Genomic DNA, 15,653 nt, shown 5'->3' with positions numbered 1-15,653 from the left:
TGGGAGGCTGCGCCTAACAGCAGGGAGGACGGCGGTCGTGGCGTTCACCTGGCCCGCGGGCAGACGATGAGCGGTGGGAAGGCCGGACAGCAGATGACCGCAGTGCCCTGCGGACCTCCTACCGACGGTCAAGGGTCGCCGTCCGGCCTGACCACGGCGGTGTGTCATTCCACCGCAAACCCCACTACCAATGGCGTTCCGGTCGTCGCCGAACGCCCAACCGAGCGGAGAAAGGACCATGCGCGAGTTCCTGGTCGAAATCATTACCACCGTTCCCGAGGGCACCAGCGCCCATCCCGGAAACACGCTCGACCGAACAAGGACTCCCTCATGACCGTACGGCCCCTGCGCGCCTCCTCGGCCCGAGGAGGCGGCGCGCTTCACTCACCCTGGGGCCACGTTGCCCAGGCCGCCGCGGCACTCGCGACGGGCATGGGGGTCGGCCGGTTCGTCTACACCCCGATCCTCCCCCTGATGCAGGCTCAGGCCGGGCTGTCCGCGGCAACCGGCGCGAACCTGGCCACGGCCAACTACGTCGGGTACCTCCTCGGCGCACTCGCCGGCTTCCTGTCCCCCGCGCTGGTCCGCTCAGCCGCCCTCCTCCGCACCAGCCTGGTCGTGCTGACCGGCAGCCTGGCCGCGATGCCCGCCACCCACAGCACAGCCGTGTGGATCGCGCTGCGACTGCTGGCCGGGGTGACCAGCGCCCTTATCTTCGTCATCGCAGCCGGCTCCCTCCTCAGCCATCTGCGCGAGCACCCCGCCCACCTGCCCGGCTGGGCGTTCGGCGGAGTCGGCGCCGGCATCGCGCTGTCCGGCCTGCTCGTCCTCGCGCTGCGCTCGGTCGCCGACTGGCGAGCCGCCTGGTGGGCCGCCTGGTGGGCCGCCTGGTGGGGCTCGGCCGCACTCGCCGCGCTTCTCACCGCCGCCTCGTGGAACCTCCGCCCCGAAGCCCCGCCTACGGCACCCGCGGAATCCGGCAGGTCCGCGGCCGGCGGCCCGAGGACGCGCACGCACCGCTGGTTCACCGCCCTGTTAGCCTCCTACACCCTGGAAGGGATCGGTTACATCGTCGCCGGCACCTTCCTGGTCGCCGCGATCGAGCAGAGCTCCCCCGGCTGGGCCGGCAGCGGCGCTTGGGTGCTGGTCGGATTGGCGGCCGTGCCGTCCTCGGCGCTGTGGGCCTGGCTCGGACGTCTCTGGTCCCGCCCCGGCCTGCTGTTCGCCGCGCTCGTCATCCAGGCGGTCGGCATCAGCCTGCCGGCCTTGATCCACGGCGTGGCGGCCTCCCTGGTTTCCGCGGTCCTGTTCGGCGCGACGTTCATCGGCGTCAGCACCCTCGCCCTCGCCGCGGGCGCCCACCTGCGGTTCCCCCGCTCCGTCGCGCTGCTGACCGCCGGCTACTCCGTCGGCCAGATCCTCGGTCCCCTGGCCGTCACCCCGCTGCTCCACCAGGGCTACCACCAGGCGTTGATCCTGGCCGCCGTCGTGGTCCTCGCATCCGCCACGGCCGCCGCCGTGCTGCGCATCGGCTTCCCGCACCACATGGTGGTGGTGCGACAAGCCCCGCCGGTACGACGGCCCACTCCGGCGGACGACGCCCCGGCGACCGGGTGAGACAAAGCCCTCATCCTGCGGCTTGCCGCAAGCCACGACGCCGCTTGGCCGGGCTCGCATGTCAATCATCCGCACGGCTTATCAGCTGCATTGATGCGAATCCCCGACTCCAATGGCCGACCGTGAGTCAAAAATAACGGAAAGGTGTCGCCATGCGCCGCCCGTCCCGAAGCCACGGCGAACCGTCTGTCCGGCAGATGTTCGGTGTATCTTCACGTTGTCCCCTTTACGAACCTTGTGGGGCCTATGTGGCGTCCCACGACATTTACGAGGAGCTCCCTTGAAGCGCACTGTCGCATTCGGTGGCATTGTCGCGGCGGGCGGCCTTCTTGCCGTAAGCCTCACCGCTCCGGCTCAGGCTTCGTCGCCCGACCCCAAGCCCGACGTCGCCAGCGCGAACCTGGCCGGCGACGCCGTCGCCGCGAAGAACATCGTGACCTTCTGGTACGCCGAGAACTCGGCCAATCTGATCAACGCCACGCCGTACAAGGTGGAGACCAAGGCCGTCACCACCCAGGTCGTCTCGAAGGGCGGCCCCGCGGCGAGCGGCAAGCCCGGACTCGTGCCGGCGGTCGGCGACGAGAAGAAAGCCGGCAGGTCGAAGAACGTCAACCTGCCCAGGAGCACCGGCAAAGTGTTCTTCCTCGGCTCCGACGGGCAGCCGCACTGGTGCTCGGCCACCTCGGTTCAGGCGCGGTACCGCAACCTGGTGGCCACCGCCGGCCACTGCGTCTACGACACCGAGTCGAACAAGGCCACCCTGAAGAACTGGGTCTTCGTCCCCGGCTACTACCAGGGCAAGACCCCCTGGGGCATCTACGTCGGCAAGCAGGCGTTCACTCACTACGACTACAGCGTCTACGAGGACGGCGACCGCGACTACGCCTTCGTCACCGTCTACAACGGCCTCAAGTTGCCCGCGGGCGGTTTCAAGGACGTCGAGGACCTCATCCACGAGCACAAGTGGGACCAGCTCAAGGACTACGTCAAGGTCAAGGAAGTCGACAAGGCGACCTACGACGCGTACGTCCGTGGCGACTCCGACCACGATGGCTGGGGTTACTGGAAGGGTGATGACGACCAGGGCCACACGCACTACTACGTCCTGAGGTTCCACGACATCGGCCGTCTGGGCAACAACGTCGGCGGCCAAGGCCTGGCCTACAACCAGAAGCTCGGCAGGTATGTCTACGTCTTCGGCTACCCGAGCGGCTCCCACCCGGACGGCAACCACGCCTTCACCGGCAAGACCCTCAAGTGGTCGTACGGCAAGACCTTCGCGGCCAGGTCCAAGGACCTGAAGGCCGAGCAGCTCGTCGCGGTCAGGTCGGCCTTCACCGGTGAGGGCGCCCTCGGCTCCGCCTGGGTCGCCAACTACAGCAACAGCCGCCGTCTCGGCTACCTGAACGGTGTCACCATCGGCGTCTCCGACACCGACAAGAACAAGCGCTTCGACACCAGCGTCTCGCCGTACTTCGACGGGGAGACCTATCAGGTCTACAACGCGGCCAAGAACCGCTGGTCGGGCTCGATCGCCTGACCTCCGAGCGGAGAGAGACGTCGTCTCGATCGATCGTGTGGCCCGCGTCACGTCCTCAGGACGCGGGCCACACCGGCGTCGGGACGCCGATCACGGCGCCGCGCGACTGCGCTCTCACCACCAGCCGGCCGGCCCGGCAGGCGCCGGGGCGACCACGCGGTCCCCTGGCCAACGAGTCGATTGCTATATGGAACAGAACGTCTTGCCACAAGCGCATTTCGGGGGACGCCGCCCATAGAATTCAAGGATGACGGTCACATCACCATCCGCGGCCTCGGACAGCACCTCGGCGGAGGACTGCGCCCCGACGGAAGACTGCGCCGGCGCGCTGAGTGGCGACCTGGGCTGGGCACTGGGCAAGGTGTTCCGCTCGTACATCAAGACGGCCAACGATGTGATCGACGGCATGGTCGGCGGCGCCCGGGGTTACCAGATCCTGACCACGGCCGCACGCGCCCTGCCGGCGACGCAGCTGGCGATCGCCCAGCGGCTCGGCATCGACCGTACGGTCATGACCTATCTGCTCGACGACCTTGAAGACGCGGGCCTGATCGAGCGACGCCCAGACCCGGCGGACCGGCGCGCCAGGCGCATCGTCGCCACGGAGAAGGGTCAGGAGACACTGGTCGAGCTGACGCAGCGGCTGCGATGCGTCGAAGACCACCTGCTCAGCGCCCTCGACGAGTGCGAGCGTGGCGTCTTCCGCGACCTGCTGCGGCGCCTGGCCTCCCATGCCGACAGCCTCGACCCGGTGACGAACCCATGTAAGGCGGCCGAGGAGGTCGGCGTATCGGTCGATGCCGGCAGAGGCACGTCCATGCCCCGCCCCCGGCGTTCCGCCGCGAGCCGATAGAGCGCCGGCGGATAGGAGCGCTCCGGGGAGGAAGACCACCAGGCGAGCCTGCCGAAGGGTCCTCAGGCAGGCCCCAACCTGGTGCGCAGGTTGAGGAGATTTACCAGCGCCGGCTCGAACAGCTCGGGGTCGATCTTGGCTGCCATTCCCCCACCCAACCGGACAATCACCCCACACGACCACGATTTGACAAACCGCGGCAGGACAGAGATTCTCAGATACAGATAATCTGTCAGACATACTAAGTGGCAGGTCGCGGCAGGCGTGTGTCATCCAGCCGTCCTCCGGGAGGATGCCCGCGTCGTGTCCGTGCCCGCCCTGATCATGAAGGCCGTCCCGCCGTCCGCGGCCTCGGCGGCCAACGGGGTGAACTCCTTGATGCGGGCGATCGGCACGTCCACCTCCAGTGCCGTGGCCGGAACGATCCTGGCCGGCACCAGCCAGTCATTCCGAGGCATCATCATTCCTTCAATGGACGGATTTCGGATGGTCTTCCTCATCGATTGCGCGGTAGGAATCGTGGCCGTGCTGAGCGCCGCCCTGATTCCCGCGCGCCGGGCAAGGCACCTCCGCCGCCAATAAATTCACAACACACATACCGCACAACCGCGAGGCCACAGACCCGGCGGCTGTGCGGCTTTCGTCATTTCTGTAAATAGGCGCCCCAATGTGGCCGACCACACATGTGATTTATCAGACTCCTTTTGCGGCAATAGTCCGCCGAAATTCCGGGTTAGCGTCCACATACACCCGATCGGGTGCGCTTCATTGGGGAAAGGAAGCAAGGAAATGGCACGGAAAATCGTCACCACCATTGGGGCGGTCGCCGTCGGCGCCCTGGCTCTCGCGGCGGCCTCCGCTCCGGCGTACGCCGACGTGGCGCCCGGACGTGAGCAGGGCCCGATCAGCTCAGAGATCCAGTCCGAGCACACCGGCTCCCGCCCCGCGCCGTTCACCGGAGACCACCAGACCGGAGACGGCCGCGGTGAGCACGGCGGGGAAGGCCACAACGACCACCACGACGGGGACAACTCTCACGGAGACGGAGATGGAGACGGCCACGGGGACCACCACCAGTGGGGTCACTGGGGCCACGGATCGGACCACGGATCGGACCACGGATCGGGCCATGACGAGAACGGCCATGGGAACCACCACGGTGACCACTATGGTGACCACGGCACGGGGTGGAACCAGCACGGCCACGGCTGGAATGGCCACGGCTGGGACCACGACGGCTACTGGAACCACTCGCACTATTGGAACCAGTGGAGCCACAAGCATGGCCTGCACATCGTCAAGTGGCACTTCTCCCACAACGACAACCGGGCGACCCGTATCACCGGCTTCCAGGTGACGCCGGGACGGGCCCACGAAGGCGACCGCCTCACCCTGGACGGCACGCTCCACACGCGCGGGGGCGCCAACCACTACATCGGCCGACAGCGCATTCACGTCTATTTCCGCTCGAACGGCTACGGCGGCTGGAGAAATGTCGACACCATCACGACCGACTCCGACGGCGGCTTCCGGACCGATGTCCGCGCTCGCCGCTCCGGCACCTGGCTCGTGAAGTTCAACGGCAACGACCGTCTCGGCAGCTCGGAAGCGCGCGACTACGTCAGGGTCGCCGGCTAGGGAGCCGTCTCCCATGGACTGGGCCCCCGTACGGCACCACGCCTTGCCGTACGGGGCCCGCCCTGGTGGAGGGCTCGCCGGACTCCTCAGATGGCGGCGGTGTCCGGTCAAGGGCCTGATGACGCGCGATAGCGAGAGGGCCTTCGAGTCGGCACGACGTTAGCGGTTTGAACGACCAGCGGGCCCGTCAGGCGCGGCAGCGCGGTCGATGGCCTTCTCGACGCCCACCACGCGGTCGGCGAGGAGGCCGATGGCGCCGACGGCGCGGGTCATGGGGTCGTCCCCGTCTCCGCCCAGGGCCTTCGAGCGAAGATAGCCGGATTTCACCTGCGTCCAGCGCTCGGCCTGGTCAGCGGTCATCGTGTCGCGCAGCTCCGCCAGCTTGAGCAGGTTGGCCTCGGCTTCGGACGTCAGAGTCTGGGCCTCTCCCAGGTAGTGGGCGTCGATCACGGCTTGGAGTTCGACGTCGTTCATGACGGGGACTATCCGCTCGGCCAGCTTGTTCATGTTCCGGTACGAACCCTGCAACTGGAAGGGCGGCTCCGTGCGCGAGGCGTCGGCCTGAGCGGCTGAGGCGATGTATGCCTGGTTGACCGCCAGCACGACCTGCCGGACGCGCAGCAGCTTCGCCAGCACCGAGAGGATCTGGTCGAGCTCGACTCTCGAATAGGGATGACTCAGCTGGTCGGCGTTCACCCCCGAATCCACCCCCGAATCGCCTTGGGCCAGCCGTACGAGCAGCTCGACGTCGGCGCGGTCGCGCGTGGAGAGCGGCGCGAGGACGGGATTGGAGGTCAGCGCGTTCTCGATGTAACTGAGCGCGAACAGCTCCTCCTTGCCGGACAGCACGTCGCCGAGGTTCCACACGTCGGCCCGGTTGGCGAGCATGTCCGGGACGTGGAACCGCCGGCCCGACTCTGTGTACGGGTTGCCCGCCATACAGATGGCGAAGCGCTTGCCGCGCAGATCGTAGGTCCGGGTCCGGCCGTTCCAGACGCCCTCCATCCGGCGCTGGGCGTCACACATCGAGATGAACTTCTGCAACAGTTCGGGAGAGGTGTGCTGGATGTCGTCAAGGTAGAGCAGCACGTTGTTCGAGCATTCCAGCGCGAAAGAGACCTTTTCGATCTCCTGCCGTGCGGTGGCGTCCAGCGCCTGCGCCGGGTCGAGCGAGGTGACGGCGTGGCCGAGTGACGGACCGTTGACCTTGACGAACACCAGACCGAGCCGGCTCGCGACGTACTCCATGAGCGTCGTCTTGCCGTACCCCGGCGGGGAGATGAGCAGCAGGAGTCCCATCTGGTCGGTGCGCTTGGCGTCCCCCGCCGCGCCGAGCTGCTTGGCGAGGTTGTCGCCGATCAGCGGCAGGTACACCTCGTCCAGCAGCCGGTTGCGCACGAACGCGCTCATCACCTTGGGCCGGTACTCCTCCAGCCGCAGCCGCGCCCGCTCGCGCTCGATGAGCTCGCCACGCTGCCGCTGGTAGGCCCGGTACGCGGGCACCCGCTCGGTCCGGAAGCGCCGGGCGCGCGTGAGCATCTCGTCGAGGCGCAGCACGAGGCTCCGCCCGGCCAGCCGGGGATGCGCGCCGAGCAGACCTTCGACGGTGGCCGTGAGTGCCGCCGACGAGTCGTACCGCGGCAGATCACCCAGCTGTACGGCTATCGCCTCCGCGAGGTCGCCGGCGTGTACGGCTCCCGCCTCACCGTTCTGTTCGCCACTGAGGAAGGACCCCAGCCAGGCCTCCGCCAGCTGGTGGCGGGCTCCCAGATCGTCGCCCAGCGCCCGCAGATCGTCCTCGAAGTCCTTGAGAGAACTGCCGAGTGCCCCTCGGAACCTGCCCAGGAGACCTCTGGCGGCGGCACTCGTGACGAAACCTGAGGGCGCGCTCGCCAACTCCTCGAACAGGTACTCCCCCGCGAGGTCGGTGTCGCCGCTCTTCAGTTTGGCACGGCGCAGGAAATCCACCATGGCGGACGTCAGTTCGGTACAGATCTGGCCGATCGGATCCGCACGAAGTTCCAAAAGCACCTCGGAGCCTGTGAGATTCGACGATCCCGGCTGACCGGGAGGTGCGAATCCGTGCCTGAACGTGGCCCGGGCCCGGGCCAGCGACCGGGCCCGCGTGGTCCAGATCTCGCGGGCCGCTTCCTCTGTGCCGAACGCCCAGAAGAGCTGCGCGGCGGCTCGCGCCGCGGGCGGGAAACGCAGCAGGCCGGCGCCCGCGTGGAGGCGGAGCAGCGCGTCGAGGATCGCCGCGGCGTCCCGGTCATGGACGCCGCGCTCGTAACCCTCGTCGTAACGTGTCTCCGCGACGCGGCGCACCACCTCCAACAGGCCGCCGTCGACAAGCGCGGCCGCGTGCAGGGCGTCGAGAGAGAGCCCCGCGCGGCTTGCGCTGCCGGTCCGCGCGAGGCCGCCCGTCTCGGCCTCGGTAAGGATCGAGGCGGCGAGATGCTCCGCCCGATATACATCGACTGACTCGGAGACGAGCAACTGGTCCCAGAACGGCCGGGTCGCCTCGAACGACTCCTCGTCGACAGGCGACCGGTAGTCGGTCCCGGTGACGGCGAACGCCATGCGCCCGTCCAGGGGGACGAGCGTGAGGTCGAGCGGCTGGGTGTTGACGGCGAACCGGTGACGGCCGAGGCGGATGGTCTCTCCGCCGTCGGAGTAGAGGTCAAGGCGGTCGCGCAGGGCACGGCCCGCGTCCAGGCGGGCGGACTTGATCCGGCCGTCGAGCTCCTCGGCCCGGACCTGGTCGCCCAGCGAGCGCAGCTCGTCGGCGACCGCGCGCAGCTTGGCCACCATGGGATCGGAGGCGAAGTAGGTGTTCACCTCCTCGATCGAGTCGAGGCTCACGACACGCCGGTGCACGCCGCTCAGGATCCGGTCCGCGGAGGCCGAGAGGCGGTCGGCCCGGCGCGCGCGCTCGTCCAGCAGCGTCTGCTTGCGTGAGGAGAACGCCTCGTAGACGTCCTCCCGCTTACCCTCCAGCTGGGCCACGAGGTCGTCGAACTCCCCGAAGCGTGACTCCAGGTTCTCCAGCTGGAGCAGCAGCCTTCCCAACTGCTCGTCGCAGCGTTCGGGTGTGTCCGCCACCGCGAGCGCGCCGGTGATGGTCTGGCCGAGCACGGCGAATTCGGCGGCGAAGTCGGCCCTTCCTTCGCTCGCGAGCAGCTCCCCGCGTTTCGCGGCGAGGGTGGCCCGGGCCCGGTTGATCCCGCCGAGGACCGCGCCGATCCGTTCCAGGATCGCCGTGCGCACTGTGACGTCGGCGATCTCCAGGGTGCCGACGACCTCGGTCAGGATCGCCAGACCCTCGCCCTGCTCGACGAGCCGATCGGAGATCGGAGTGGACTCCGCGACGGTCCTGATGGCCTCCGCGTCCGAGATGAGCCGTTCCACGTCGGCGTGGTAGGCGGTGAACGCGTCGTCGCGCTGGAGGAACGCGGCAGCGCGCTGCGCGGCGGCGCCGAGCTCGGTCTCAAGGTCGCCGGCCAGAGCGTCCACCCGCTGGGTGTCGATGTAGCGCAGCTCCCGCAACGTCGCGACACGGCCCTGCGCACGCCGCAGCCCGGCGAGCTGCCGCACCCACGCGTCGGCCGTCATGGGCGACTCGCCGCGGGCCTGCCGTACCAGGGACGCGATCTGTGCGGCGGCCTCGTCCAGGGCGGACGCCGCCTGGCGGGTCAGCGACTGGACCTTCTCGAACTCGTCCAGCACCTGCTCGGCGGTCGCCCTGAGGTCGGCGATCGGGGAACGGAGATCGTGGTCGTTCAGCCAGTGGTAGTGGTCGAAAGCCCGGACGCACGCGGCGATCAGCGCCTCGAAGACCGGCACCGACGGGGCCATCTCCTCGACCATGCGGACGACGGACAGGCAGTCCGAGATCCCGCGCACCAGCTCGGCGTTGCCGATGCGCTCCAGCGGCCCGCTGCCCACGGGCTGGGCCGCGGCGAAGGTGTCCGAGACGTACGGCGTCTGCCAGATTTGCATGGGATGGACGCGGGTCGGCTCGTCACTGGTCGCCCGGAACACGATGAGGGTGCCGTCGTCGAACAGCGAGTAGCCGTGACACGGGATCGGGTTGGCGACCTCCTTGCGGATCACGTTGTACGGCAGCAGCAGCGTCCGGCCCTCCGCCCTCGCGTGGAAGACGTAGAGCACGTCCTCCCCGTTGGGCGAGCGGATGACGCGCTCGAACTCCAGACTGGCGACGTCAGTGTCGAAGGTCTTCGCCGTGCCGGTGGCGAGGTAGTAGCCGCCGGGGAAGATGATGCCCTGGTCTTCGGGTAGCCGCCGGCAGGCCTGCCCGATGCCATCGAGCCGGACCACTTCTCTGGACCTGGTGTTGAACACCAGGTGCCGCCACTCGGCCTCGTTGTAGGGCCGGATGCGGAGCAGGATCAGCGGACCGACCCTGGCATGGTGCACGTCCGCGTCGGCCAGGCTCTGCAGCGGCTCGTCGACGGGCTCGCGGTAGATCCCCTCACCGGTCTCGGTGTTGTTCTCGACCTTGATGGTGAGGTCGCCGCCGACGGTCTCGACGAACACCTCGTCGGCGATCGAGATGTGCGGGTGACGGCCGAGGACGTGGTCGTCCCTGGTGGTCACCGTCCACTCGAAGTCGTGCGACGGCGGGAAGACGTGGTCACGCTCGCCCCGGTTGTCCAGGTAGCTGACGGAGCCATCGGTGCCCACGCTCCATCGCAGGACCCGGATGTCCTGCGGGCCGGTCTGGAAGACGGCCAGCAGCCGGCCTTCCAGCCGGCGCAGCTGCAGCAGCCGGGTTTCCTTGTAGTACCGGTACAGCTCGCCGAAGTCCCGCTCGAACTGCGGGTCGTCGAACAGCAGCGGGCTGTCGTCGAACCGGAAGGCGTCGCCGTCGCGGGTGAACCGGTGGCATGAGAACACGTCCGGGACGGTCGTCTCGGACCTCAGCCCGATGAACACGTTGTATCCGAACAGCATGACCCCGCCCACGGACACGATGTCGCGCGGCACGCAGTTGTTCTCGGTGCGGATGCGCTCGGTGCCGGCCAGCCGGAGCTCGGCGCCGCCGAAGACGTCCAGGCGCCGGGCGTTGAGCGCCCGGGCCCGGCGGGCAAGCTCCTTGGCCTGCTCGGACAGCCGGGCCCGGAGGACCTCGTAGGTGCCCGCGTCGAGCCCCGCCTGCGTCTCGGCGACCTGCGTCCCGATGGCCTGTGTCCCGATGACCTGTGTCTGTCTGATCTGGGCCACGGGGCCGTCAGTGCTTCGCCGCGTTGAGGGCCGCGACCGGCTGCTCGGCGACGCCCAGGCGCTGCGCGGCGCTCAGCAGATCCTGCAGCTTGTCCGCGTCGGGGCCGCCCGCTTTGATCAGCTTCACCAGCAGGGCCGACAGCGTGAGGTTCCGCACGTCCGCCGTGTCCAGCGAGCCGAGCATCCGGGAGAGGTCCTGGGGCAGGCTGGCGGTCCCGTCCAGGTACGGCTTGGCGACCGCCCGAGCCACGCTCGAGTTCTCGACGAAGCCGTCCACGCTCTTGCCCATCGTGATCGAGCTCATGAGCCGATCGAAGAAGATGCTGTCGCCACCCACGATGTCGATGTCGGCCTTCTCGAGGCCCGCCGCCAGCACGGTGGCCTGCGCCGCCGCGATCTCCCGCTGGACGTCGATGTCCTTGAGCCGGATCTCCTTCTCCGCGTCCAGCCGGAGGCGGTACTCCTCGTGCCCGCGGCTCGCATCGTCGAGCGCGGCCAGCGCCGCGGCTTTCTGGGTGAGACCTTCCGCCTCGGCCTTGAGCGTCTCGCCCACAGCGGCCGCGGCGGCCAGCGCCTTCGCCTGCTCGCCCTCGGCTTCCGCCTTGAGCTTCTCGCCCACGGCCAGCGCGGCGGCGAGTGCCTTCTCCCGCTCGACCGTGGCCTCCGCGCGTCCCACCTTCTCGATGGCTTCGGCGTCGCGCTCGCGCACCTGGACATCGGCGAGCCCGGCGGCAGCCGCCTCGGCCTGGAGGCCCTCCGCGAGGCGGATCTTCGCCCGGGTGTCGAGCTCGGCCGCCTGCTGGCGGGCCTCGGCGAGGACGAGCTCCTCGCGGGCCCTGTACTTGGCGGCCTGCTCGGCGGCCTCGGCCGCCTTGATGTCCTTGACCAGGTTCTCCTGCGCCTCGGCTTCGGCCTGGATCACCAGCGCCTGACGCGCCCGCTCGGCCTCCTCGACGACCCGCAGGCGCTTGATGTTCTCCTCCTGCTCGGCGACCGTCTTGTCCACCGCGATCCGCTCGCGCGTCACCTCGGCGATCGCCCGCTTCTCGACCTCGAGCTCCTTGTCCTTGGAGATTCGCGACAGCTCCGTCTCGCGTTCCCGGGCGATCACCTCAAGCATGCGATCCTTCTCGATCCGCTCGGTCTCGATCGCGATGACACGCTCGCGGTTCTTCTCCGCGACGGCGATCTCCCTCGCCCGGTTCTCGTGCTGGATGCCCAGTTGCTCGTCGGTGCGGATGTTGGCGGTCTGCGCCTTGAGCCGCTCCTCGGCCTGCACCCGCGCGGTCTCGGCCTCTTCGCGCGCCTTCATGGTCTCGATCTCGCGCTTCTGCTTGGCCTCCGCGTCGGCCTGCCGTCGCGCGAGCTCCAGGATGGCCTCCCGCGCGTCGACGTTCTGGCGGGTGATCTCCTTCTCCTCGTTGCGCTGGTACTCGTTGGTCCGGACGTGCTCGATCGCGGTCAGCTCAGTGATCTTACGAATGCCCTGGGCGTCGAGGATGTTGGCCGGATCGAGCTGCGCCATGGGCGTCTGCTCGAGGAAGTCGATGGCGGCGTCCTCGAGGCTGTAGCCGTTCAGGTCGGTGCCGATCACTCGGACGATCTGGTCGCGGAACTCGTCGCGCTTGGTGTAGAGGTCGACGAAGTCGAGCTGCTTGCCGACCGTCTTGAGCGCCTCGGAGAACTTGGCGTTGAACAGCACCTGCAGCGTCTCCTCGTCGCTGGCCCTGGCGGTGCCGATCGCCTGGGCCACCTTGATGACGTCTTCGACCGTTTTGTTGACCCGCACGAAGAACGTGATGCGGATGTCGGCCCGGATGTTGTCCCGGCAGATGAGCCCTTCCTGGCCGGTCCTCGTGATCTCGATCGTCTTCACCGAGATGTCCATGACCTCGGCCTTGTGCAGGACGGGCAGGACGACGGCGCCGGTGAACGTGACGTCGACGTTCCTGACCTTGGAAACGATCAAGGCTTTGCCCTGTTCGACCTTGTTGAACAGCCGGCTGATGACGAACATCAGGCCGATGACGACGAGGAGGAGAACGGCGAGAAGCACGCCCACCCCTGTGCTGATCACATCCATCGAAGGTCCCCTGTCAGTGGAGGTCGTAGGGCATGACCCAGAAGAACTCGCCCTCCGGGTCATAGTCGAAGATGAGTGCGGAGCTACCAGCGCGGAGATCGTCGTCTCCGGTCTGGCGCACCTGGACGACGGCCGAGGAGCCGTCCTCCGCCGTGACCTCGGCCTGGCCGAAGTCGGATCCGACCCGTCCGGTACGGATGACGCACATCCGGCCGACGAAGTCGCTCCGGGACGGCGCGGCCACGGCCGGGAACAGAAGGCGTATCGGCAGCACCAGCAGGCGGGTGCACAGCCAGCCGGCGAGCAACGCGATCAGAAGGACGGCGGTCCGCGCGGCCGTCCCCTCCACCAGAGCCACGCCGGCGAGGCTGACGAACCATGCGATCGCCACCATGACCGAGATCACGACAGTGGCCGGCACTCCACGCAAACCGAAGCCGGCAAGAAGATCGTCAGGGAGGTCCGCCCCGAGGCCCCCCAGCAACACGAGGACCCAGTAGCCGATGACGACAACCAGCATGAAGCTGAACAGCACGGCCGGAAATCCAAGCGCCGCGCCGACGAAACCCCCCAAGTGACTCCCACCGTTTATCAGCATCTCCCCCGAGACATATGCATCATTGCGCATATCCCAGCAATGGTGAGCATCTATTTCAAGAGGGAATAACAGGCACTTTTCAATGATTACGCGCGTTGTACCGCCGGTCATAGGTAGCAACACGACTCAGCGCAGGCGCTCCCCTGAGCGGGGGCGCCTGCGCGTTTGTGGCCGGTCACTGCCACGGGCCGGTCACTGCCACGGGGCCGGTCACTGCCACGGGGCCGTCGGGAACCAGCCGTAGCCGAACCGCGCGGGCAGGCGAAGGTCCCAGTACAGGAAGGTGAACGCGCCGACGACGATGAAGGCCACGGCGGTGATCGTCGCCACGCGTGCCGGCTTCGCGGTCATCCAGCGGGTGAATCGCCCCCTGGTCGCATACACGAGAACGACGTAGAGCACGGCCATCACCGTGATGTTGCCGAGTGACTGCAGGATGAACACCGCCGCGCCGTAGAACGGGTTGTGGGTCCTGGCGGCGTACTCGAACAACTTGTGGAACAGCGGGAACGGTCGTCCGACAAGGAACCCGCCGATCAGCGCGCCGATCACCACCAGACGGGCGTGCGGGAAACGGAGCGAGAGAGCCGCGAAGGGATCGGGCACCACGCGCAGCGCCGCCAGGCCGAGGTAGAGGAAGGCCAGGCCGATCACGCCGAAGACGATCGACGCCTGGATGAGTCGTGGGGGAAGCCCGGATCCACCCACCGCGGTGGACAGCTGGGGGAGGCGCTCGCCGAGGATCGCGCCGATGGCGCCGTAGGCCCCCGAGATCGCGACCATGCCGAGCGCGAGCCAGCCGATCGGCCCCAGCGTCGACCTGAGCGAGAGCGAGCCGCCTGGGGCGGCGGTGCTCATCCGGCCATCCCGGTCATCCCGGGCGTTCGCCATGGGGGCGATCGCGCCGAAGACGGCGATGTTACAGGCGGTGAACGTGCCGGCCAGGCCGGAGACGAAGGCGAAGGCCGTCCCCGCGATCAGGCCGCCGATGGCCGTTCCCTTGGCGTCGTAGCCGAGCAGCGTGTTGGCGACGTTGTCGCCGATCACGCTGTCGACGAGCGTGAAGGACCACAGTGCGGCGACCAACGCTCCCGCCAGCACGCTGAGGATGACGATCAGTCCTCGGCGGCGGGGCAGATCAGCAGGGGAGATGTCGGATGAGGAGGCGGCGAGTGGAGTGGTCCGAGCCATGAGACACCCTTTCTGAGTCCGAGCATCCTGGCCACGCCACAGGACGTCCCACGCAGGATCAGCTGAGAGATCTGCCGGGGCAACCCCTACGACACCGCCGGAACCCAGAAGTCGCCGTCGGCTTGTTGTCGGTGGGCAGGTCTACCGTGGGCGGACACAGGAGCCCAGGCTGAGCAAGGAGAGACGATGAGCACACTGGAGAACCGGCCGAACACCGCACTCCTCGTCGTCGATGTGCAGAACGGCGTCGTCGAGGGGGCTCACGAACGCGACGCGGTCGTCGCGAACGTCGGCAGCCTGGTCGAGAAGGCGCGGCGCGAGCGGGTCCCCGTTGTATGGGTTCAGCACTCCGACGAGCAGCTCACGAGGGGAAGCGACGACTGGCGGATCGTCCCCGAGCTGACTCCGGGCGACGCCGAGCCACTGGTCGAGAAGATCTACGGCGACTCCTTCGAGGACACCACCCTTGAGACCGTGCTGTCGGGCCTGAGAGTCGGGCGGCTCGTCGTCGTCGGCGCACAGACCGATGCGTGCATCCGCTCGACGCTCCACGGCGCGTTCGTGAGGGGATACGACGCGACCCTTGTCAGCGACGCCCACACGACGGAGGACCAGACGGCATGGGGGGCGCCGCCGCCGGACCAGGTCATCGCGCACACGAACCTGTACTGGACCCACCAGACGGCGCCGGGGCGGACGGCCGGGACCGTCGAAACCAAGGACGTCGACTTCGGCGGCACGTCCTGAAGCGACCGAGAAGTCCGCGCTGTTCAGCGCCGTTCATAATCCGCGACCCGGACCGGAACGTCTCGGGGAGGGCACCGCGTCCGAAGCACGTGACAAGCTGAGCCCCGCAGGGGCTCCGGGGCGGGGCTGAACGACGCGCACG

The 15,653-nt window shown here is 68.3% G+C and carries 10 protein-coding genes; 5 read left to right on the top strand and 5 right to left on the bottom strand.

Annotated features, from left to right (window positions below):
- Nucleotides 1-330: 330 nt before the first annotated feature.
- From N5079_RS19305 to N5079_RS19295, 3 genes are all read left to right on the top strand, one after another.
- Nucleotides 331-1,617, top strand: coding sequence for a YbfB/YjiJ family MFS transporter (locus N5079_RS19305; RefSeq protein ID WP_261585327.1), 1,287 nt, complete (start codon nucleotides 331-333; stop codon nucleotides 1,615-1,617).
- Between the two features lie 280 nt (nucleotides 1,618-1,897).
- On the top strand, nucleotides 1,898-3,157 hold the full coding sequence (locus N5079_RS19300) for a trypsin-like serine peptidase (protein ID WP_261585326.1): 1,260 nt from the start codon (nucleotides 1,898-1,900) through the stop codon (nucleotides 3,155-3,157).
- A 247-nt stretch (nucleotides 3,158-3,404) separates the two neighbouring features.
- Complete coding sequence (locus N5079_RS19295; protein WP_261585325.1) at nucleotides 3,405-4,010, top strand: MarR family winged helix-turn-helix transcriptional regulator; 606 nt, start codon at nucleotides 3,405-3,407, stop codon at nucleotides 4,008-4,010.
- 269 nt (nucleotides 4,011-4,279) lie between these two features.
- On the opposite strand, the gene N5079_RS19290 is transcribed toward N5079_RS19295, so the two are convergent.
- Nucleotides 4,280-4,468 (bottom strand): hypothetical protein, encoded by a 189-nt coding sequence (locus N5079_RS19290; RefSeq protein ID WP_261585324.1) that lies wholly within the window; start codon nucleotides 4,466-4,468, stop codon nucleotides 4,280-4,282.
- Nucleotides 4,469-4,799: 331 nt separating this feature from the next.
- Here N5079_RS19290 and N5079_RS19285 point away from each other — a divergent pair, with 331 nt between their 5' ends.
- Nucleotides 4,800-5,648, top strand: coding sequence for a hypothetical protein (locus N5079_RS19285; protein WP_261585323.1), 849 nt, complete (start codon nucleotides 4,800-4,802; stop codon nucleotides 5,646-5,648).
- A gap of 159 nt (nucleotides 5,649-5,807) precedes the next feature.
- Here the strand turns inward: N5079_RS19285 and N5079_RS19280 are convergent, their stop codons facing one another.
- The 4 genes from N5079_RS19280 to N5079_RS19265 form a co-directional block, all read right to left on the bottom strand.
- Nucleotides 5,808-10,883, bottom strand: a complete 5,076-nt coding sequence (locus N5079_RS19280) for a DNA repair ATPase (RefSeq protein ID WP_410007810.1) — start codon at nucleotides 10,881-10,883, stop codon at nucleotides 5,808-5,810.
- Nucleotides 10,884-10,899: 16 nt separating this feature from the next.
- Nucleotides 10,900-12,975: a flotillin family protein gene (locus tag N5079_RS19275; protein ID WP_261585322.1), complete on the bottom strand. Its 2,076-nt coding sequence runs from the start codon at nucleotides 12,973-12,975 to the stop codon at nucleotides 10,900-10,902.
- A gap of 13 nt (nucleotides 12,976-12,988) precedes the next feature.
- Nucleotides 12,989-13,549 (bottom strand): hypothetical protein, encoded by a 561-nt coding sequence (locus N5079_RS19270; RefSeq protein WP_261585321.1) that lies wholly within the window; start codon nucleotides 13,547-13,549, stop codon nucleotides 12,989-12,991.
- A gap of 234 nt (nucleotides 13,550-13,783) precedes the next feature.
- Nucleotides 13,784-14,764 (bottom strand): hypothetical protein, encoded by a 981-nt coding sequence (locus N5079_RS19265; RefSeq protein WP_261585320.1) that lies wholly within the window; start codon nucleotides 14,762-14,764, stop codon nucleotides 13,784-13,786.
- A 186-nt stretch (nucleotides 14,765-14,950) separates the two neighbouring features.
- Between N5079_RS19265 and N5079_RS19260 the strand changes: the two genes are divergently transcribed.
- On the top strand, nucleotides 14,951-15,511 hold the full coding sequence (locus tag N5079_RS19260; protein WP_261585319.1) for an isochorismatase family protein: 561 nt from the start codon (nucleotides 14,951-14,953) through the stop codon (nucleotides 15,509-15,511).
- The last annotated feature ends 142 nt before the right edge of the window (nucleotides 15,512-15,653 follow it).

Origin of the sequence: Planotetraspora sp. A-T 1434, assembly GCF_025420585.1 — a bacterium.
GTDB lineage: Bacteria > Actinomycetota > Actinomycetes > Streptosporangiales > Streptosporangiaceae > JAOEGB01.
Note: the sequence above shows the minus strand (reverse complement) of the source record. Positions and strands in the feature narration are given on the sequence as shown.